Genomic DNA, 19,908 nt, shown 5'->3' on the forward strand with positions numbered 1-19,908 from the left:
GCTTTTTAGCATCAAGATTAAAATACTATTGTTTTATTATCATATATAAAAATCCTATCATCAAACACTAAATCCAAGGCCTTAGAAAAAACATTTTTTTCTACATTGCGCCCTGCTTGTTGCATAGCTTGCCAAGAATATTCATGAGTAACTGGTATAACATCTTGGGTAATAATTGGCCCCTCATCTAAGTTATTATTTACAAAATGTGCTGTTGCGCCTATAATCTTTACCCCTCTTTCATAAGCTTGCTTATAAGGATTAGCTCCTATAAATGCAGGTAAAAAAGAATGGTGGATATTAATAATCTTTCCCTCAAAATTCTCTACAAAAGATGGAGATAATATTCTCATATATTTTGCTAAAACAATATAATCAAACTCATATTGTTTTAAACACTCTAGTAGTTTTTTTTCATGCTCTTGTCTGCTTAAATCCTGTGCTAAAATAGTATGAAAAGGTATGTTAAATTTATCCACTAAAGGTTTTAATACATCATAATTTGCAATAACTGCCTTAATATTTGCATTAAATTCTCCACTAAATTGACGGATAAGTAACTCACCTAAACAATGAGTTTCTTTAGTAGCTAAAACAATAATATCTTTTTTTCTCTTTGAAGTAATTTCAATTTGTGCATTATCAGGAAGCATAGCTTCAAGCGTTCCTTTAAAAGCTTTTATATCAAGCTCACCTTCTAAATGTGCCCTAAAGAAAAAACGATTTTCTCCAACAAATTCATCATTTTTTATAATATTGATTCTATATTTAAAAATAACATCTGAAATTCTATAAATCAATCCTTTTTCATCGCTGCATGAAATTTTTAAAATATACTCATTCATTTTTACTCCTTTATATAGTTTTTTAATTCTTGTAATTTTCTTTTTTCAAGTTCAATTCCAAGTTCTTTCCCGCTAAATCCTTCCTTTAGTAAGTCATTGGCGCTAATTTTACTTTCAAAAGCATGATGATATAAATTTATTTTTTTTGCTTGTGTTATACGCTCATTATTCCAAAGCCCAAGCCATTTGCAAAGTGGTATTTTTAAAGCAATTTTAGCTAAATTAAAATCATCAATTTTACCTAAAATAAATTCTTGTTCGCATTTTTTTAAAAGCTCTTTTTTTAATTTTGTTTTTTTGAAAAATTCCTCTTTATTTATATGAAAAAAATTCAAATACAAATACAAAAACAAAGCCTCATCACAAATTAAATTTTGGCTATACTCTAAAAGTCTCTCAAATTCTTTATTACAGCTTTGATAAAAAAAGATTTTTTCTTCTAAATTTAAAATTTTAAAATACTCATAAGCTTTATTTAGTCTTGAAGTTTTAAAAATTTTATAAAGTTCATTATTAATACGCTCTTTAGATAAATCGCTTATATCCATAGTTTGCATTAATTTTAAACTTTCTTTTGCAATTGTTAAATCAAACCTACATGCAAAAGAAATTCCACGAAGCACTCTTAAACTATCTTCAATAAAACTTTTATCATCAATATGTCTTATAATCTTTGCTTGCAAATCTTGCAAACCATTAAAAAAATCCAAAAATTCAAAATCAAAAATATTTACCATCAATGCATTAATGGTAAAATCTCTTCTTCTTGCTCCTTCTTGCTCATTATTACAAACTTTAACTTCAAAACCTCTATGGCCTGTAGAAATTTTATTTTCATAGCGTGCTAGAGCTAAATCAAATTTTTTATATTTATATACAAAAAAACTTTTTCCTACTCCATTTGCACCAAGTTTTTGCATAAGCTCATCAAAAAGCATAGGCTCAATATCATAAATTTCTATATCATAATCATCACTAGATAAATCTAAAAAAGAATTCCTTACACAACCACCTACTAAATAAACCCTTTGTGTGTAAGGCTTAAGTATATTTTTAATTCTTAAAAAATCTTGGTCATTTTTTAAGTCTATCTTCAATCTTTGCAAGTAAAAACTCTAAAAAAGTAATGGTCATATCTAGTCTTTTTTCCATATGCTCATCTTTGGTATTTTTTAATCCTTCAAATAAAACCAAAATACGCTCTCTAAGATTTTTCAAGAAAAATTCTTCATTATTTATAATGCTTTCTTCTTTTTCTTCTAAAGCTTCAACCTTAATAGCGACATTTTGTTTATCATCTTTTACTTTTACTTCTAAATCATCTAGTTCTTGGATTAGCTCTTGTGTAACCTTACTAATTTCTTCTTTGATTTTTTTCTCTTGAGTATTAACATTTTTTTCTTGAGTAATTTCTTCTACCATAGGAGCAAATTCATCGTTTTTATTTTTTTTATTATCTAACTCCGAATTAACTTCACTAATAGCCATTTTTGCTAAATCTTCTATATTCATAGTTTTATCAACCACCTTTTAAATTCATTAATTTCTTCTTCACTTTTCATATTGACAAAAAAATCAAGCATATCATAATTTAAATCTTCATGATTAGAACGCAAGCCACTCAAACGCCTTATAGCATCAATGGCATTTTTATTTTGCGGATCTTGTTTTAATATATTTTTATAAATCTCCAAAGCCTCATCTTTTAAGCCTTGTGCTTCATAAATAGAAGCCTCTGTTACTGTATATCGCATTATTAACTCACAAAAATAAAATCCTAAAATTCTAACAAAAAAGGCTTTAATTTATTTTTAATTTTCACTTAATCACAGGAGCCTTATATGCCAAAAATACAAAAATGTTAAGTATTATAGCTACTATAATAAGCATAATAAAGCCTGAAGTGAAATTTCTAAAATTATCATGAAGCATGCCTATAATCCAAGGTGATTGAGCAGCTATTAAATACCCTATACCTTGTGACATAGCAGAAAGTTTAGCCGCTATGATAGAATTTGAGCTTTTGATAGCAATAAATAATAGCGAAATTGTAAAAACTCCACTAGAAGCAAAACCTAAAAAAATAGCCGCTAAAAACAAAATCGCTTTTACTTTAAAAAGAAAAATCATCATAAAACTTAAAAAATACAAAAACCCTAACATCACTATAGCAAAACTTTTAGCACGAGATCTAAGCTTTCCTAAAATGATAGGTAGTAAAAATGCCACAGGCATTCCTATGATTTGAGATAATAATAAAACATTAGAACCAAAGTCAATTCCAAAGCCCTTTTCACTAATCATCACACTAAGCCATGCAAAAAGACTATAAGATAAAAAACTTTGTAATCCCATTACAATAGTAACTTTCCAGGCTGTTAAGTTTAAAAAGATATTCACTTTATTAATATTTTTCTTTTTAGGGCGTAATAATCTTTTATTTTTCAAATGTGGAAAATAAAAAATCAAAGCAATTAAAGCCAATATAGCCCAAAAAAACATAGCTTGAGGTACATCAAAAAATTTAAGCAAAGGAAGTGATAAGGCCACGCCAGCAATTGAAGATAAGCCTATAATTGATCCATATAAACCCATTATCTTATAAGTATTTTTAGAAAATTTTTCTTTTACAAAAGAAGGTAATAAAACATTAGCTATTGCAATGCCTGCTCCTATCAAAAAAACCCCAGAAAATAAACCTATAGTTCCTCCATAACTTCTAATAACTTCTCCAAAGACAATCAAAATTAAGGCAAAAAACAAAGCTTTAATTTGTGAAAAATACGCTACAAAAAACGATATAAGACCAAAAGCTATTAAAGGTAAGGTTGTTAGCATACCTGCTAAAGTAGAATTGATATTGTAATATTCTTGAATATGTTCTATCATAGGACCTATGGAAGTTATAGGTGCTCTTAAATTTAAAGCAAGAGTAATCACAACTAAAATATTAATCCAAAAGAATTTTTTATATGAAATTTGTGTGTGCATGATTATTTTTGATTTAATATATTTTCAAGATATCTTTGTTTATCAGAATCGGTATTTTTTTGCACTACTTGTTTTTTTTCTTTTACAACTTCATTCTCTTTGGAAAAATAAAAGTGATCAATGATAAAAATAGAAGAAATAATCACAATTAAAGGAATTAAAAAAATCATAATCAATACTTTCTAAAAACATTACCATAGTATTCTAAATTATCTTTTTTTAAATTTTCATCAAAAGTATTTGCCTCAAAATTTGCTTTTAAAATTTTTTCTCTTTCTTCATCCAAATCCTGATACGAAAATACCATATTAATACTTATCACCCCATCAAGCTGTTCTAATTGTTTATATGCTTTTAACTCATCATCTAAATTTTCACTTTCTATTACCACTATAATTTTTTCTTCTTGAGCCAATTCCACACTACAACATGGTGTTTGTTGAATTTGCTCTTTAAGTTTTTCTAATTTTTCCTCTTTAGTTAAAATCAATACACTAGAAAGATTCATCTATACTCCAAAATATAATTTTATCTTCATAACCAGCACTAATAAATTCATGCTCGTTTAAAAATATAAGATATTCTAGCAAAAAATCTTTATTTTGGAATTTTTTTATTGTTTTTAAATTTTTAGTATCTATAAGCTCTATAATATTTTTTTCATTATCTCCAAAAACCGCTATAGAACCACTTTTATTTAGACTACAAGCATATATTAAAAAGTCTCTTTCTATGCTTTTTTCTTGATCATTTCGCACTATGCCTAATTTTCTATCAGTGCTACAACTTGTAATAATTGCATTTTTAAAATCAAGTTGATAAATATTATCTTTATGAAGATTTTTATAACTTTTTATTTTTTGCCACTTTTTCACATCAAAAAGTATTATTTCACCACTTTCAAAACCTGCTACTAATTGAGTTTTTGCCTCATTTAAAACCACATCACTTAAACTTGAGTTAGAGAAAGTAAAATTTTTTATAATATTTTTTGTTTTTAGATCAAAAAGCTCTATATTAGAACCTAGCAAGGCTAATAAAATAGTATCATCATCTAAAAACAAAGCTTTTTTTACTCCATCACTTAAAAGCTTATAGTTGTAAAGTTGTTTATTTTTATAAATACTAAGCCTTTTACTACCAAAATTACCTTCACTTAAAATCAAAATAGCCCCATTTAAGTAATCAATACTATAAATTCTAGGGCTAAGATTTTCTTCGTAAAAATTTTTAATCTTATCAAGTTGAGTGATTTTTTGCATTTTTTTGTCTTTAATAAAGTACTGATTTAATTCTCCATTATCAAGTCCTATAAGCAAACTACTATCAACAAGTTTTAAGGCATTTAAATTTGAATCAAGTTTAAGCTCATAACTAAATACATATACACTCATTAGTAAGATTAAAAATATTTTTTTCATAGTTTTATTTTACGCCTTCATTTAAAACATCTAAAAGATTAGATTTTTTCTTTAGTTCCTCATTTTTAAATTTAGCTTCAAAACTATTTCCTACTAAAGGTTTTGCATCGCTTTGTGGCACATGGCATTGTGTACAATTAAATCTTGCATCACTTATCATATCTTTAGTAGATTTGTTTTTTCTTAAGTCAAAATAATGGCTACTTGGAAGCGGAGTGGCTCCAACATCTTTAGCTATAGCTTTATCATGACAGCTTAAACAAATATTATTATCCTTAGTAATTGGAAGCATATCCTCTAAAGTATGTGGAATTAATGGCGGAGCATTTTCAAATGATCTCTCAATTAAAACAGATTCTCCAGCCATTGCTTGAGAATACTTTGCATCCAATAACTCTACATTTTCACTTTCTAAACTTGTTTTTCTTAAACCTATATCTTTTGAATCAACACTTTTAACAGCAAGTCCGCAAGCACTTATTAAAACAGCTGCTGCTAAGGATAAAAAGATTTTATTTTTCATTTTCTCTCCTTAAATTTATTATACTAAAACCTAAAGCATCATCACCGCAAACATCAATACATTTTCCACATCTTATACACTCACCTGATTTTACATCTTGATTTTCTTTACCTATCATCCAAAGCACTTGCTTTTCAGGACATATCCCAAGGCATTTATAACACTTAGTACATTTTTGTAAGTTATATCTTACTTTTAGTAATGAAAAATGCGAACTTAAAGCCCAAAAAGCTCCTAAAGGACAAAAATGCGAGCAAGTAAATCTTGGACTAAAAAATGTATCTATACAAAAAACAATCAAAGCTACAAAAAGCCAAGAAATACCGCCGAAAATAATTCCTCTTTGGATTATTCCTATATAAGAAAATTCCTCAAAAACAGGAAAGGAAAAAAGAAAAGAAAAAATCAAAACAAAAGCCAAAACATAATAACGCAAATTTTTATTTACATTAAAAATCCTTGCTTGATTAAAACCTAATTTACTTCTAATAAAATAAGCAAAATCAGTAATGATATTTACAGGACAAACCCAAGCGCAAAACGCTCTTCCAGCAAAAATAGCATAAAATAAAAATACTATCAAAGCACCACTTAAAGCCATTAAATCTACTTGCAAACTTGCTAAAGCAAGTTGAATAAACGCAAAAGGATCACTTAGCGGCACCGAAGAAAATAAAACTGAAGAGCTTAAATTTCCTTTTAATATAAAATTAAATACACCAAAAGAAAAAAAAGTTAAGATAGACAATTGCACTATTCTTCTTAAAATAAGATATTTCATAACAATTCTCCATCATTAAGATAATCTTTAGCCTTGTTTTTATTGAAATTTTTATCTGTGTTTACATCTTGCAAGCGTTTTTCATCTTTTTCATCCCAACCTTTGATGTAATTATCCCCAGCTTTTCCCAAGACAAATTCTCTAGGTAAAACTCTAATAGCAGCTTTTTGCGTTATACAGGCTTTCTCACAAATCCCACATCCCACGCATACTTCATGATCTACTACAGGTAATAAAAATGCGTGCTTTGCAGTTCTTTCATTGCGTTTTATTTCAAGCTTTAATGCCTTATCTATCAATGGACAGGCTCTATAACAAGCATCACATTGAATTCCCCAATAAGCAACACAACTTGCACTATCAATTATAGCTATACCCATTTTTGTTTTATAAATTCCATCATTTTGCTCTAAATATTTATGATCTAGCGCATTTGTAGGGCAATCTCTTATACAAGGTATATCCTCGCACAATCTACAAGGATTTTCTCTTGCTATAAAAAAGGGTGTGCCATTTTTAGCACTATTTTCTAAATTTGCTAGTTTTAAAACATCATAAGGACAAGCTTTTACACAAAGTCCACATCGTATACATTTTGATAAAAATTCTTTTTCATCATCTGCCCCAGGAGGTCTTAAAAAATACTCCTGATTTGAGCTAAATGCTAAACTTGCTAAAAATGCACTTCCGCTTCCTATACATAAAAGCTTAAAAGTAAAGGCTAAAAATTCTCTTCTATTTTTCATTTTTATGCTTTAGTAATTTTTACGGCACATTTTTTGAAATCTGTTTGATTAGACAATGGACAAGTTGCATCTAATGTAACTTTGTTTATATATACATTTTCATCAAACCAAGGCACATACACAAGCCCTTTAGAAGGTTTATTTCTACCACGAAAATCTACTCTAGCTTTTACTTTACCACGGCGTGATTGTACCCATACGATATCACCTTGATTAATTTTCATTGCCCTAGCATCATCTTCATTCATATAACAAAGTGCTTCAGGTACTGCACGGAAAAGCTCAGGAACTCTCATAGTCATAGTTCCACTATGCCAATGCTCTAAAACCCTACCAGTACATAACCAAAATGGATACTCTTCACTCGGTCTTTCAGGAGCTTTCATAAATGGTCTAAAGAAAATTTTCACTTTGTTTTTCAAGCTATATTTTTCTTTAGTCTGCGGAGCCAGCAAATCTCCTTTTGGCAGTTCTTTAGCGAATTCACCATAAAATGCAAAATCTGAATTTGGAGCTGCTTTTTTAGCATAATAATCAAATTTAGTATTAAATCTCCATTGTGTTTCTTTACCGTTTACCACAGGCCATCTTAAACCTCTTACTTTATGATAAGTATCAAAATCCGCTAAATCATGCCCATGACCTAAACCGAATTTGCGGTATTCTTCCCATAGATATTTTTGCACAAAAAAGCCATAACCTTCAAATTCTTTACCATCACTACCTATAATTTTTCTTTCATCGCCATTAACATCACTATTATCAAATCCTTTTGCAATAGAATCGTTTGCTTTGAAAGATTTTGCTTCTTTGTTTGCAAATAATACATCATATAAAGTGTCATCTTCACTATAACCCATAGCTTTAGCTTCTTCTAAAACACTTGGCAGAGTAAGTTTATCATTTACCTTAGTTTCACCCCAAACTTCTTTTAATTTAAAGCGTTTTGCAAATTCCATAATTTGCCAAGTATCACTCATAGCCTCACCTACAGGCAGCACTTGCTGTTTCCAGTGTTGAGTTCTTCTTTCAGCATTACCATAAGCACCCCATTTTTCATAAATCATAGCACTTGGTAAAATTAAATCTGCCACCTTAGCACTAATTCCTGGGTAGCAATCACTCACAACGATAAAATTATCCATTTCTCTAGCTGCTGCTATCCAGTGATTTGCATTAGCAGTGTTTTGCCAAGGATTATTTACTTGCACCCAAGCAAATTTGATATTTCCATCTTCTAAATCTCTCATGATTTTTAAGTATGGAGCACCTGGTTTAGGATTGATTGTTTTTGCCGGAACTTTCCAAATTTTTTCGCTAATTTCTCTGTGTTTAGGATTTGCAACGACCATATCAGCAGGTAAACGATGCGAAAAAGTCCCTACTTCTCTTGCAGTTCCACAAGCACTTGGTTGCCCTGTCAATGAAAACGCACCGCTACCTGGCTTAGCTTGTTTACCAAGTAAGAAATGTACCATATAAGCTTGTTCATTCACCCAAGTACCTCTTGTGTGTTGATTAAAGCCCATAGTCCAAAAACTTACAACTTTTCTATTTTTTTCTATATATAAATTTGCTAATTCTTGAAGTTTTTTCTTAAATTCTTCAATGCTTTCATCTTCATTACCTTTAGCAACTTTAGCAACATAATCAAGCGTATAAGGTTCTAATGCTTTTTTGAAATCTTCAAATGAAATTTCCCAATGCGCATCAGAAGCACTTTGGTGTTTCATTTCAAATTTATCACCTGTTTTTACTCCTAAATAAGCCAAAGATACCGCTTCTTCTTCATCTACAATAATAGCATTTTGTTTTGCTACTGTATCTTTCTCACTTGCTTTAAATTTAGGATGGTTTGGATTATTTCTCATTCCATAACCAATATCAGCATAGCCTGTTGTAAAGATACAATGTTTTTCAATAAATTCTTTATCCATAGCTTCAGGATGATTATAAACAATCTCTCTAGCGATATAATTCCAAATAGCTAAATCAGTATTTGGCTTGAAGATGATTTCAGTATCTGCTATATGAGAAGTTCTATTAGAAAAAGTAGATAAATTTACAATTTTGACTTTATCTAAATTACTTAATTTTCTATCACTTACCCTTGACCATAAAATCGGATGCATTTCTGCCATATTTGCACCCCAAGTAATAATAGTATCAGTAAGCTCTATATCATCATAACAGCCAGAAGGCTCATCAACTCCAAAAGTTTGCATAAAACCAACAACTGCACTAGCCATACAATGGCGTGCATTTGGGTCTATATTGTTTGATCTAAAACCAGCTTTTACTAATTTTGCAGCAGCATATCCTTCTTGTATAGTATATTGACCGCTTGCAAAAATTCCAATTCCTTCAACACCTTTTTCTTTGTAAGCTTTTTTAAATTGTTTTTCCATTTCATCAAAGGCTCTTTGCCAAGAAACTTGTTGAAATTTTCCATTTTTATCAAACTCACCTTTTGCATTTACGCGAAGTAAAGGTGTTACTAAGCGATCTTCTCCATACATAATTTTTGCATTAAAATAACCTTTAATACAATTTAATCCACGATTTACAGGAGCTGCTGGATCTCCTTTTACAGCAACAATTTTACCATCTAAACTTGCAACTAAAATTCCACAGCCTGTACCACAAAATCTACAAACAGCCTTATCCCAACGCCATTTATTCTCAGTATTAGCAAGTACACTACTTGGAACACTAAGACCTGCAACACCACAAGCACTAGCAATAGCGGTGTTTTTAATGAAGTCTCTTCTGTTCATTATATCCCTCGTTATTGTTTATTCAATGTATTTTAATACATCTAAAAAATATTACTACATTAATGATAAAATTTAAATTATAAAAAAGAATATTTTATAAGTATTTATAAATAGGAGTTTTTTAGTATATTTTTAAATATTTTTACATATTATAAACGCTAGTTAATTCTAGCGTTTTAATTGATTTACAATTCCAAGCATATCATCACTTGTAGTGATTGCTTTTGAGCCTGCTTCGTAAGCTCTTTGTCCTGTAATAAGATCAGTCATTTCCTCTACAAGTTGAACATTACTAAGCTCCACAAAGCCGTGTTTGATAACAGAAAAACCGTTCTCGCCCGCTATACCTGCAATAGGCGCCCCACTTGCATCAGTTTCTACTAAAAGATTATCCCCTAAAGCATGTAAACCTGCAGGATTGATAAAATTTACAAGTTCAATTTGTCCTATTTGAGTTTCAGCTGTATTTCCTGGCTGCATTACTGAAACTGTTCCATCGCTTGCAACATTTATAGCAATAGCATCTTCAGGTATAGTCATTTCCGGTAAAAGTCTATAACCATCTGAATTTACTATGTTTCCTTCAGCATCTTTAGTAAATTGACCATTTCTAGTATAAGCTATAGTTCCATCAGGCATTTGAATTTGAAAAAAGCCATTATTACCAGCAATTGCCATATCAAGACCTGAAGTTGATGTTTGTTTTAAACTACCTTCACTAAAAATTTTACTTACAGCTGTTACTCTTGCTCCAAGCCCTACTTCAATACCACTTGGATGTTTTGTGGTACTTGAGGTTGAAGTTCCTGCGTATTTCATCGTTTGATACATCAAATCTGCAAATTCTGCACGCGATTTTTTATAACCTACTGTATTAACATTTGAAATATTATTTGAAGTCACATCAATTTGTGTTTGTTGCGATACCATCCCTGATGCTGCTGTGTATAATGATCTTAACATTTTATCTATCCTTAGTTTTATTTAGTACTTGCTAATTTATTAATAGCTTCTTGATTTAAATCATCCATATGAGATGTCATAACTTTTTGATACATCTCAACCATTCTATTTGCCTCAATTAACCCTACCATTTCTGTAACTGGATTAACATTTGATCCTTGAGTAAAACCTTGCTTAATGGCATTTGAATTTGGTAAATCTCTAATCTTGTTTAAATTATCAATTTTATACATATTATCGCCATCTTTTTGCAAATCTCTTAAATCATCAACTTGTGCTACAAATAATCTTGCAATATTTTGATTAGCTGCACTGATAATTCCATTTTTATCCACATTAATAAAAGAAGTAGAATCTCCTATGCGGATGCCATCATTTTCGGGATTATTAAAATAATCACTGCTTAAAACTCTGTATCCTTGACGATTTACCAAATAACCCTCATCATCAAGTTGGAAATTTCCATCTTGACTTAATCTTATTTCGCCATTATTTGTTTTAATCAAGTAAAAAGTATCTTCGCGAGTAAGAGCTAAATCCAAAGGATTATGCGTCATTTTCATAGAACCTACACTAAAATTTGTATAGACATGATTAACCTGCGGAACTCTATCTATAGTTGTATTAACAAATCTTGCAGCATTTCTTGTGTGATTTTGTATAGGTAACTCATCTTGAGTTTCTTTAAAAATCCTTTTAAAATCTGCAATAACAACATTATCTCTTTTATAGCCACTTGTATTTACATTTGCTAGATTGTTAGTTACAACATCTAAGCGATTAAATTGCGTAACCATAGCACCAGTGGCTTGATAATACCCATTTTGCATTATTTTTCCTAACTAAAATCTTAATTTTTCACTAACAAAGCAAAAGTCGTTCCAAAATATTTTTATTTGTTTTTAATTAATTTTTAGGCATAATATTTAGTTTTACACTCATTACTTAAATACAAGGGGTATCCATGGCTAATGAAACTAATGTTTTAGAAGAACTTTTCAAAGAAAATTCTAAAGATTATATCACATATGAAAAACTTGTCAAGTATTTTACAAAGCTTCCAAACGCAACAAGTGCAAAAAAAATCCGTGATCTAATGGATAAATATAAAGTAGAATTAATCTCTTCAGCTGAAATTGCCAAAAAAAGAAATTTAGAAGAAGCAAAAAAGCTACAAGAGGAAAAACAAAAATTACAAGATACAAGTTTGGAAAATGAATTTGATTTAGCCAATGAAAATGATTTACTTGAGTGGAGCAGATCAGACTCTCCTGTAAGAATGTATTTAAGAGAAATGGGACAAATTGCTCTTTTAAACAAAGATGAAGAAATTGAAATTTCTAAAAAGATTGAGCTAGGCGAAGACATTATCATCGATGCTTTTTGTTCTGTGCCTTATTTGATTGATTTTATACTTGATTATAAAGAACCTTTAATTAATAGAGAAAGAAGAGTGAAAGAGCTTTTTAAAAGCTTTGAGGATGATGATAAAAGCGATGATGATAAAAGCGATGAAGAAATAGACTCTGAAGAAGAAAACGAAAATGAGGAAAATGAAAATTCTAATGAAAAAAAACCTAAAAAAACAAATAAAAAAGAAGATGAAAGAACTTTAAAAGTCATAGAAAGCTTTAAAGCATTAGAAAAAGCAAAAAAAGAATGGTTAAAAACTATATCTACTATTAATGCAGAAAAAAATGATGATGAACTATTAGATAAACTCATAATTGCTTTTAAGAAAAATATACTAAAAGAAAAACTAATGGATCTAGGTCCAACATCAAAACTTATTTCTGAAATAGTAAAATCTATGGAAACAGCATTAAAAAGCGATGAGGAATTTGATAAAGAATTAAAACGCTTAGAGTATCGCTTACCAATGTTTTCAGAAGAATTAAAACAAAGACACCAAGATATTTTAAAAGATATTACCAAACTTAGCAAAGAAGAAATTGCAGAGCGTGCCCTAGAAACTACCATGGTAAGCACTTATATGGAGATTAAAAAACTCATTCAAACTAAAGAAGCTAGTCAAAATTCTTTTGATTTAGAAAAAGATCAATTAAAAGAAATTCTAGAGCAAATCAAACGCGGTAAAAAAATATCTGATGAGGCTAAAACTAGAATGGCAAAATCAAATTTACGCTTAGTTGTAAGCATTGCCAAAAGATATACTAACCGCGGATTACCATTTTTAGATTTAATCCAAGAAGGCAACATAGGCTTAATGAAAGCGGTAGATAAATTTGAATACAAACGCGGTTATAAGTTTTCAACCTATGCAACTTGGTGGATTAGACAAGCTATTTCAAGAGCAATTGCTGATCAAGCAAGAACTATAAGAATTCCTATTCATATGATAGAAACTATCAATCAAATCAATAAAATCATTCGCGAGTATTTACAAAAAGAAGGTAAAGAACCGGATGTAAGTATTATTGCAAAAGAAGTAGGACTTAGTATAGATAAAGTAAAACAAGTTATTAAAATTACTAAAGAACCAATTTCCCTAGAAGCACCTATTAGCAACGAGGATGATGGTAAATTTGGAGATTTTGTAGAAGATAGAACCTCAATTTCACCTATGGATCACATCTTAAAAGATGATTTAAAAGAACAAATTGATGAAGTTTTAGATCAGCTTAATGATAGAGAAAAGGCTGTTATTAGAATGCGTTTTGGCTTAATGGATGATGAAAGTGATAGAACTTTAGAAGAAATCGGTAAAGAATTAAATGTCACAAGAGAAAGAGTAAGACAAATAGAAAGCTCGGCTATAAAAAAACTTAAACACCCAAAAGTTGGTAGAAAACTTAAAAACTACATAGAAGGTTGGAAATAATCCTTGCTAAAAAAGCAAGGATTAGCTATCCCTAAAAAGCTTCGTTGCTAAGTGCGTCGCCCTACTGTGATCAGTATCTTTTTTCAAGGTATTAAAAATTCTACTAATATACTCTTCTAAAGTTTGTTGAGAATTGTTGATTTTTTCTGTCTCATTTAAAACAACCTTACGATATCTTCCCTCGCTGTCTAACTCATAAGCTAAATCATTGTCGCTTAATTGTAGTTTTAAAATTTGAGCCAATTTTGCACGAGAATGCTCATCAAAAATAGGAGTCATTAATTCTAGTCTTCTTTCTAAATTCCTTGGCATCCAATCAGCGCTTGAAATAAAATAATTTGGTGTTGTATGTTTAAAATATAAAATTCTAGCATGCTCTAAATATTTTCCCACTATACTTCTAACTCTTATATTTTCACTATATCCTTTTACTCCAGGTCTTAAACAACAAATTCCACGCACAATAAGATCTATTTTAACACCTTTATTTGAAGCTTCATATAAAGCTTTAATCACATCACCATCTACCAAAGCATTCATTTTGGCTATGATTACTCCATCTTTTCCATAGCTTGCTTCAGTAGCTATCATATCTAAAATTCTTTCTTTGATTTGCTTTGGACTCATTGATAAAGTCTTTAAACGACGACTTTTACTATATCCTGAAAGTATGTGAAAAAAAGTTGTAGTATCTTGAGAATATTCTTCTTTTGAAGTAAAATAACTCACATCAGTATAAATTTTAGCTGAACTTGCATTGTAATTACCCGTACTTAAATGATTATAAATTTTTAATTTATCCCCTTCTTTTCTAATCACTTGAGCTACTTTTGCATGCACTTTAAAACCAGTGATTCCATATACCACATGAGCCCCTGCATTTTCTAATGATTTTGCCCAATGCAAGTTATTTTCCTCATCAAAACGCGCTTTTAATTCTACCATTACAGTAACTTGTTTGCCATCACTTGCTGCATCAATTAAAGCTTGAACTATGTTTGAATTTTTTTCTACTCTATAAAGAGTCATTCTTATAGAAACAACCTTAGGATCTTTACTTGCCTCTTTGATAAATTGATATACAGGCTCAAAACTCTCATAAGGCTGTATAGCCAAAATATCTTGTTTATCTATTGCACTAAATATAGATACATTATCCCCAAAAGGTGGTAAAATTTTTGGTGTATACATAGGATTTAGCAAATGTGTAAATTCTTTGTTGGAAATGATTTGCCATAATGAAGCTAAATTTAAAAGTATATTATACTCATAAATATCTTTATGAAAAATATTCATATGAGAACTTAAAAATTCAATCAACTGCTCATCTGCGCCTTTTTCTATTTGCAAGCGTATAAAAGCACCTTTTCTACGAAGTTTTAAACCCTGCTCTAAAATCAACATAAAATCATCAGCTTCTTCTTCTTCTATTTCCATATCTGCATTTCTAGTTACTCTAAAAGCAGCAGAAGATAAGAGCTTATAGCCAGGAAAAATATGCTCAGTATGATAGCGTACTATACTTTCTATAGGCACATAAATATTAGAACTTACTTGATAAAATCTTGGTAAAACCCTAGGTATGCGTATCATGCCAAATTTTAAAAGCTCAGGGTGCATAGGATCACAAAGTTTTACCGCTAAAGAAAATGAAAGGTTATTTAAATGCGGAAAAGGATGAGTTGCATCAACTGCAATAGGCACTATCACAGGAAAAATATTAGAAAAAAAATGCTCATTACATTGCTGTTTTAAATCCTCATCAAGTTCTTCGTATGAGCGAATAAATAAATTTTCTTTTTCTAAATCTTGGGTAATTTTAGTAAAATACTGCTCTACTACATATTTTTCTTCATGTAGATAATTTCTAATAGCTTTAAGTTGCGCAAGAGGAGTCATTTCATCATTGCTTGTTGTGCTTATTCCTGCCACAAAAAGTTGTTTTAATCCAGCCACTCTTATCATATAAAACTCATCTAAATTTGTACAGTATATAGCAATAAATTTAAGTTTTTCAAGCAAAGGAAGATCTTTAGAGCATTGATCTAAAACACGAGAATTAAACGCAAGCCAAGAAAGTTCTCTGTTAATATACATTGATGGTTGAATTTGCATGATATACCTACCTTTATTTCTAGATATTTATATTTTAGTATTTCTTTCATTAAAATTTATTTTATTTGTATAATAGTAAATATAATTATATAAAAAAATAACACTTTTTTTATCTTATTAAAAAAATAATAAATGATTAATAAATATATATTTACTTTTTTACCTTTATGGTGTTATATAATTATACACAAGTTCTTGTAACTTAAACTTCATTCAAAGGAGAGACTTTGAAAAAAGCAAACTCGAAACTTTTTGCTGTTTTCCTCTTCTTACTTGTAATTTTAGCAGGAGTTGGAATGTATACTTTCCATAATGCTAAGGGCACTTCTTATTTTAGCGATGCTAGTGAAAGCTGTAATAATTGCCATATTATGAACGAGGTTTATAATGATTATTTAAAAGCTTCGCACTCTAAAGAAGTTGATGGTAAACCAAGAGCAACCTGTAATGATTGCCATTTGCCACATAGCTTTTTTGAAAAATGGATTGCTAAAGCTCAAAGTGGCTTAGGACATGCTTATGCATTTACTTTCAAACTAGATTCTTTACCTACACATTTGAGTGCAAATGCAAAAAGTAAAGAAATAGTCCAAAATAACTGTATAGAATGTCACAAAGAAATTGCGAGTAACACTATCAACCCTACCCTAGATCCACATAAAGATAATGCTTTAAGTTGTGTATCTTGCCACCAAGGTGTTGGTCATAAGAGAGGATTTTAAATGAAAGGAGTATTTAATGAATAACAAAGGCATTTTATATAGTGCTATAAGTGCTACTATAGTAGCTATTGCAGGTGTATTATGGCTTAATCAGGACATTACAGCTAAAACAAATGATTCAGTAGGTGGGATCATTTCACAAGAAATTGTAAAACTTGGTGATGAAAATCCTACTTTTGATTACTGGGGAAAGAACTTTCCTGATTATTTAGACATGCACACAGCAGTAGAAAAACAAACACCTAATGCAACAGAATTTGGTGGAAATTTAGCTTATTCAAAGCTTATTCGCTATCCACAACTAACTATTCTTTGGGCAGGTTATCCATTTAGCATTGATGCAAATGAAGAAAGAGGACACTTTTGGGTTCAAGTAGATCAAATGGATACAGCTAGAAATAATAAAGATTTCTTAAATGCACATGGTTTTACAGGATTTGGCGGTCAACCAACAGCTTGTATGAACTGCCATAGCGGATGGACTCCATGGCTTTTAAACAACACTGCAAAAGGCGATTGGGTAGCATTTAACTCTGCAAAATATTGGACTATGGTTAAAACTATCCCAGCTGTAAATGGAGCTAAAGAAAACTCACCTGAACACAGCGGACCTCATGGTGGAAAAAGAATGGGTGTAACATGCGCAGATTGCCACAACCCAACAGATATGAGTTTAAGACTTACAAGACCAGCTTTAATTAAAGCATTAATTTCAAGAGGTTATGAAGCAGACGAAAAACAAGGTGTTAAAGCTTCAAGAAGCGAAATGAGAACTTTAGTATGCTCTCAATGTCATGTTGAATACTACTTCAAACCAACAGGCACTAAAGTGAAAACTATAGGCGAAAGTATTGCTAATGATAGTTCTAAAAAATGGTGGAATGGCACTCAAAAAACTTACGATGAGTTTGATTCTTGGAGAGATGGTAACAAGCCAGTTGAAATCGAAGTTGATGGTATAGAGCTAGCATTTCCATGGAGTGAGTGGAAAAAAGGAGAGCCATTTAGAATAGAAATGATTGATGATTATTATGAAAAAAATAGAGAAAATTTTCCAAGTGATTGGGTTCATAAAATCACAAAAGCACCAATGATTAAAATTCAACACCCAGAAAGCGAACTTTATAGTGGTGGAGTACATGCTGCAAATGGTGTAAGTTGTGCAGATTGTCATATGCCTTATATTAGAAAAGGTGCAAAAAAAGTTACTAACCACAATATTACTTCACCTTTAGTTGATATTAACTCAGCTTGTAAAACTTGTCACACTCAAAGCGAAAGCTATCTAGCTAAACAAGTAAAAGATATTCAAAATTCAGTAGCTCATGATTTAAGAACAGCTGAATATTCTTTAGTAAGCTTGATTAAAGATGTAGAAACTATTCGTGCAGAACTTGGAAAAATGCCTAAATTTCAAACTGATGGCAAAGCAGATGATGCTAAAATTTCGGCTGAATTAAAAGAAGTATTAGAACTACATAGAAAATCTCAAATTAGAGCGGACTTTGTAGGTGCTGAAAACTCAACAGGTTTCCACAATCCTAGAGAAGCTTCAAGAATGCTTTTACAATCAGTTGATATGTCAAGACAAGGACAAACTAAGCTAGCAGAAATTGCGGCCAAAAATGGCATTAAAGATTTCAAAACTTCAAATTTAGGTTTTGAAGATATTCAAAAATTAAATCCAGGTGAAATTCACTATAAAGTAGATCTAAATGGCAATAAAGCAGGTGATCGCTACTATAAACACCAAGAAGTAAATGGTAATCCACCAGCAAAACTTCTTGAAGATGATAAAAATCTAAAACCTTATAATTATAAAGTAATAGATTAATCAAAATAAACCCTCACAATCGAGGGTTTATTCTTTTATCAAACTTACATCCTCACCTTTTAAAATTTTATTCATAGTATTCATAGCACACATTTTTCCACACATTGAACAAGAATTAAGCTCTTCAGGTTTTCTTTCATTAAACATTTTCTTAGCCTTTTCTCCATCAATTGCTAATTTAAACATTTTTTCCCAATCAATATCTTGTCTTGCTTTACTCATTTCATCATCTATTTTTCTTTCTTTGGGAAGCTTGGCTATATCTCCTGCATGAGCTGCTATTTTAGTTGCTACTATACCATCTCTTACATCTTCTAAATTTGGAAGTCTTAAATGTTCAGCAGGAGTTACATAACAAAGTATATCAGCGCCAGCTGCTGCTGCAACTGCTCCACCAATTGCTCCACTTATATGATCATATCCTGCACCTATATCAGTAACTAATGGTCCTAAAACATAAAATGGAGCTCCATTGCAAATTCTTTTTTCAAGTTGCATATTAGCTTCTATTTCGTTAATAGCCATATGACCAGGCCCTTCTATCATTACTTGTACATCTTGAGCCCATGCTTTTTTGGTTAGCAATGAAAGTTCTATAAGTTCAGCAATTTGAGCTCCATCACTTGCATCATGAGTACAACCAGGTCTTAGTGCATCACCCAAAGAAAGTGTCACATCAAATTCCTTACATATAGCAAGCAAATCATCATAATATTCATAGAATGGATTTTCAGCATCATTCATTTGCATCCAAGCATAAAGAACTGAACCTCCTCTTGAAACTATATTAGTAATCCTATCACACTCTTTAAAAACCCTAGCAGCACGAGAATTTATCCCTGCGTGAATTGTCATGAAATCCACTCCACTTTTAGCATGATGATATACTACATCTAAAAAATCTTTTGCTTTAATATCTTTTAAATCTTTTTCCAAAAAACCTACCGCATCATAAACAGGCACAGTTCCTATCATAGCTTTTGAAGTAGCAATTAGCTCATCTCTAAAACGACTGGTTTTACCATAATTACTAAGATCCATAATAGCTTCTATATTAAATTTGTGAGCCAATTCTACCTTTTTCATCTCTTCACTATAATCTACACAATCATTTGAAACACCTAAATTTACATTTACCTTTGTTTTAAGTCCATAACCGATACCATTTGGATCTAATGCTTTATGGTTGATATTTGCAGGAATGATGATTTTTCCACATGCTATATTTTCAAGTAAAAAACTTTCACTTACTTGTTCTTTTTGTGCAACAATTTGCATTTGCTTTGTGAAAATTCCTTCTTTTGCATAAGACATTTGAGTTTTCATTTGAATTTATCCTTGAAATAAT

Annotated in this window: 19 protein-coding genes; 3 read left to right on the forward strand and 16 right to left on the reverse strand. The window is 30.5% G+C overall.

Annotated elements, in window-relative coordinates; translation table 11 throughout:
* Positions 1-17: 17 nt before the first annotated feature.
* From purU to L8X38_RS00755, 14 genes are all read right to left on the reverse strand, one after another.
* A complete protein-coding gene (purU, locus tag L8X38_RS00690) occupies positions 18-845 on the reverse strand; it encodes a formyltetrahydrofolate deformylase (protein WP_133318739.1) in 828 nt (275 codons plus the stop codon).
* 2 nt (positions 846-847) lie between these two features.
* Positions 848-1,951 (reverse strand): CCA tRNA nucleotidyltransferase, encoded by a 1,104-nt coding sequence (locus L8X38_RS00695; protein WP_263660993.1) that lies wholly within the window; start codon positions 1,949-1,951, stop codon positions 848-850.
* Entirely contained in the window at positions 1,920-2,357 is a 438-nt protein-coding gene (gene ciaD, locus L8X38_RS00700) for an effector protein CiaD (RefSeq protein WP_263660994.1), read from the reverse strand. Before ciaD ends, L8X38_RS00695 begins: the two co-directional genes overlap by 32 nt.
* Positions 2,354-2,602 carry a hypothetical protein gene (locus tag L8X38_RS00705; protein WP_087691144.1) on the reverse strand — a complete coding sequence of 83 codons (249 nt, stop codon included), beginning with the start codon at positions 2,600-2,602 and terminating at the stop codon, positions 2,354-2,356. Before L8X38_RS00705 ends, ciaD begins: the two co-directional genes overlap by 4 nt.
* A 61-nt stretch (positions 2,603-2,663) precedes the next feature.
* Positions 2,664-3,836 carry an MFS transporter gene (locus L8X38_RS00710; RefSeq protein ID WP_263660995.1) on the reverse strand — a complete coding sequence of 391 codons (1,173 nt, stop codon included), beginning with the start codon at positions 3,834-3,836 and terminating at the stop codon, positions 2,664-2,666.
* 2 nt (positions 3,837-3,838) lie between these two features.
* Positions 3,839-4,006 (reverse strand): hypothetical protein, encoded by a 168-nt coding sequence (locus tag L8X38_RS00715; protein ID WP_087699327.1) that lies wholly within the window; start codon positions 4,004-4,006, stop codon positions 3,839-3,841.
* Positions 4,007-4,008: 2 nt separating this feature from the next.
* Positions 4,009-4,344, reverse strand: coding sequence for a chaperone NapD (locus L8X38_RS00720; RefSeq protein ID WP_133318735.1), 336 nt, complete (start codon positions 4,342-4,344; stop codon positions 4,009-4,011).
* A complete protein-coding gene (locus L8X38_RS00725; RefSeq protein ID WP_263660996.1) occupies positions 4,331-5,257 on the reverse strand; it encodes a WD40 repeat domain-containing protein in 927 nt (308 codons plus the stop codon). Before L8X38_RS00725 ends, L8X38_RS00720 begins: the two co-directional genes overlap by 14 nt.
* A 4-nt stretch (positions 5,258-5,261) precedes the next feature.
* Entirely contained in the window at positions 5,262-5,780 is a 519-nt protein-coding gene (locus tag L8X38_RS00730) for a nitrate reductase cytochrome c-type subunit (RefSeq protein WP_133318733.1), read from the reverse strand.
* Complete coding sequence (napH, locus tag L8X38_RS00735) at positions 5,770-6,561, reverse strand: quinol dehydrogenase ferredoxin subunit NapH (protein WP_263660997.1); 792 nt, start codon at positions 6,559-6,561, stop codon at positions 5,770-5,772. Before napH ends, L8X38_RS00730 begins: the two co-directional genes overlap by 11 nt.
* Positions 6,558-7,307 carry a ferredoxin-type protein NapG gene (gene napG, locus L8X38_RS00740; RefSeq protein WP_133318731.1) on the reverse strand — a complete coding sequence of 250 codons (750 nt, stop codon included), beginning with the start codon at positions 7,305-7,307 and terminating at the stop codon, positions 6,558-6,560. Before napG ends, napH begins: the two co-directional genes overlap by 4 nt.
* 2 nt (positions 7,308-7,309) lie before the next feature.
* Positions 7,310-10,084 (reverse strand): periplasmic nitrate reductase subunit alpha, encoded by a 2,775-nt coding sequence (napA, locus tag L8X38_RS00745; protein WP_263660998.1) that lies wholly within the window; start codon positions 10,082-10,084, stop codon positions 7,310-7,312.
* A gap of 168 nt (positions 10,085-10,252) precedes the next feature.
* Complete coding sequence (gene flgG / locus L8X38_RS00750; RefSeq protein ID WP_133318729.1) at positions 10,253-11,047, reverse strand: flagellar basal-body rod protein FlgG; 795 nt, start codon at positions 11,045-11,047, stop codon at positions 10,253-10,255.
* A gap of 17 nt (positions 11,048-11,064) precedes the next feature.
* Complete coding sequence (locus L8X38_RS00755) at positions 11,065-11,877, reverse strand: flagellar hook-basal body protein (RefSeq protein WP_263660999.1); 813 nt, start codon at positions 11,875-11,877, stop codon at positions 11,065-11,067.
* 134 nt (positions 11,878-12,011) lie between these two features.
* Between L8X38_RS00755 and rpoD the strand changes: the two genes are divergently transcribed.
* Positions 12,012-13,889: an RNA polymerase sigma factor RpoD gene (gene rpoD, locus L8X38_RS00760; protein WP_263661000.1), complete on the forward strand. Its 1,878-nt coding sequence runs from the start codon at positions 12,012-12,014 to the stop codon at positions 13,887-13,889.
* A gap of 21 nt (positions 13,890-13,910) precedes the next feature.
* Here the strand turns inward: rpoD and L8X38_RS00765 are convergent, their stop codons facing one another.
* Complete coding sequence (locus L8X38_RS00765; RefSeq protein WP_220566850.1) at positions 13,911-16,004, reverse strand: RNA degradosome polyphosphate kinase; 2,094 nt, start codon at positions 16,002-16,004, stop codon at positions 13,911-13,913.
* 227 nt (positions 16,005-16,231) lie between these two features.
* Between L8X38_RS00765 and nrfH the strand changes: the two genes are divergently transcribed.
* Both nrfH and L8X38_RS00775 read left to right on the forward strand, forming a co-directional pair.
* Positions 16,232-16,726, forward strand: a complete 495-nt coding sequence (nrfH, locus tag L8X38_RS00770; RefSeq protein WP_039618639.1) for a cytochrome c nitrite reductase small subunit — start codon at positions 16,232-16,234, stop codon at positions 16,724-16,726.
* A gap of 16 nt (positions 16,727-16,742) precedes the next feature.
* The gene (locus L8X38_RS00775; RefSeq protein WP_263661001.1) at positions 16,743-18,560 is read left to right on the forward strand and encodes an ammonia-forming cytochrome c nitrite reductase subunit c552; all 1,818 of its coding nucleotides are present in this window, start codon (positions 16,743-16,745) and stop codon (positions 18,558-18,560) included.
* A 27-nt stretch (positions 18,561-18,587) separates the two neighbouring features.
* Here the strand turns inward: L8X38_RS00775 and thiC are convergent, their stop codons facing one another.
* Positions 18,588-19,886 carry a phosphomethylpyrimidine synthase ThiC gene (gene thiC / locus L8X38_RS00780; RefSeq protein WP_263661002.1) on the reverse strand — a complete coding sequence of 433 codons (1,299 nt, stop codon included), beginning with the start codon at positions 19,884-19,886 and terminating at the stop codon, positions 18,588-18,590.
* Positions 19,887-19,908: the final 22 nt, after the last annotated feature.

The sequence above is a fragment of the Campylobacter sp. CNRCH_2014_2452 genome (genome assembly GCF_025772865.1).
In the GTDB taxonomy this organism is placed as follows: Bacteria; Campylobacterota; Campylobacteria; order Campylobacterales; family Campylobacteraceae; genus Campylobacter_D; species Campylobacter_D lari_D.

Excerpts from the sequence above, each read along its gene's own strand:
- L8X38_RS00715 (WP_087699327.1), bottom strand. The coding sequence starts at position 4,006 with ATGATTTTTTTAATTCCTTTAATTGTGATTATTTCTTCTATTTTTATC.
- napG (WP_133318731.1), bottom strand. The coding sequence starts at position 7,307 with ATGAAAAATAGAAGAGAATTTTTAGCCTTTACTTTTAAGCTTTTATGT.
- L8X38_RS00730 (WP_133318733.1), bottom strand. The coding sequence starts at position 5,780 with ATGAAAAATAAAATCTTTTTATCCTTAGCAGCAGCTGTTTTAATAAGT.
- L8X38_RS00720 (WP_133318735.1), bottom strand. The coding sequence starts at position 4,344 with ATGAATCTTTCTAGTGTATTGATTTTAACTAAAGAGGAAAAATTAGAA.
- napA (WP_263660998.1), bottom strand. The coding sequence starts at position 10,084 with ATGAACAGAAGAGACTTCATTAAAAACACCGCTATTGCTAGTGCTTGT.
- L8X38_RS00775 (WP_263661001.1), top strand. The coding sequence starts at position 16,743 with ATGAATAACAAAGGCATTTTATATAGTGCTATAAGTGCTACTATAGTA.
- purU (WP_133318739.1), bottom strand. The coding sequence starts at position 845 with ATGAATGAGTATATTTTAAAAATTTCATGCAGCGATGAAAAAGGATTG.
- flgG (WP_133318729.1), bottom strand. The coding sequence starts at position 11,047 with ATGTTAAGATCATTATACACAGCAGCATCAGGGATGGTATCGCAACAA.
- L8X38_RS00765 (WP_220566850.1), bottom strand. The coding sequence starts at position 16,004 with ATGCAAATTCAACCATCAATGTATATTAACAGAGAACTTTCTTGGCTT.
- rpoD (WP_263661000.1), top strand. The coding sequence starts at position 12,012 with ATGGCTAATGAAACTAATGTTTTAGAAGAACTTTTCAAAGAAAATTCT.
- napH (WP_263660997.1), bottom strand. The coding sequence starts at position 6,561 with ATGAAATATCTTATTTTAAGAAGAATAGTGCAATTGTCTATCTTAACT.
- L8X38_RS00755 (WP_263660999.1), bottom strand. The coding sequence starts at position 11,877 with ATGCAAAATGGGTATTATCAAGCCACTGGTGCTATGGTTACGCAATTT.
- L8X38_RS00710 (WP_263660995.1), bottom strand. The coding sequence starts at position 3,836 with ATGCACACACAAATTTCATATAAAAAATTCTTTTGGATTAATATTTTA.
- L8X38_RS00725 (WP_263660996.1), bottom strand. The coding sequence starts at position 5,257 with ATGAAAAAAATATTTTTAATCTTACTAATGAGTGTATATGTATTTAGT.
- ciaD (WP_263660994.1), bottom strand. The coding sequence starts at position 2,357 with ATGAATATAGAAGATTTAGCAAAAATGGCTATTAGTGAAGTTAATTCG.
- thiC (WP_263661002.1), bottom strand. The coding sequence starts at position 19,886 with ATGAAAACTCAAATGTCTTATGCAAAAGAAGGAATTTTCACAAAGCAA.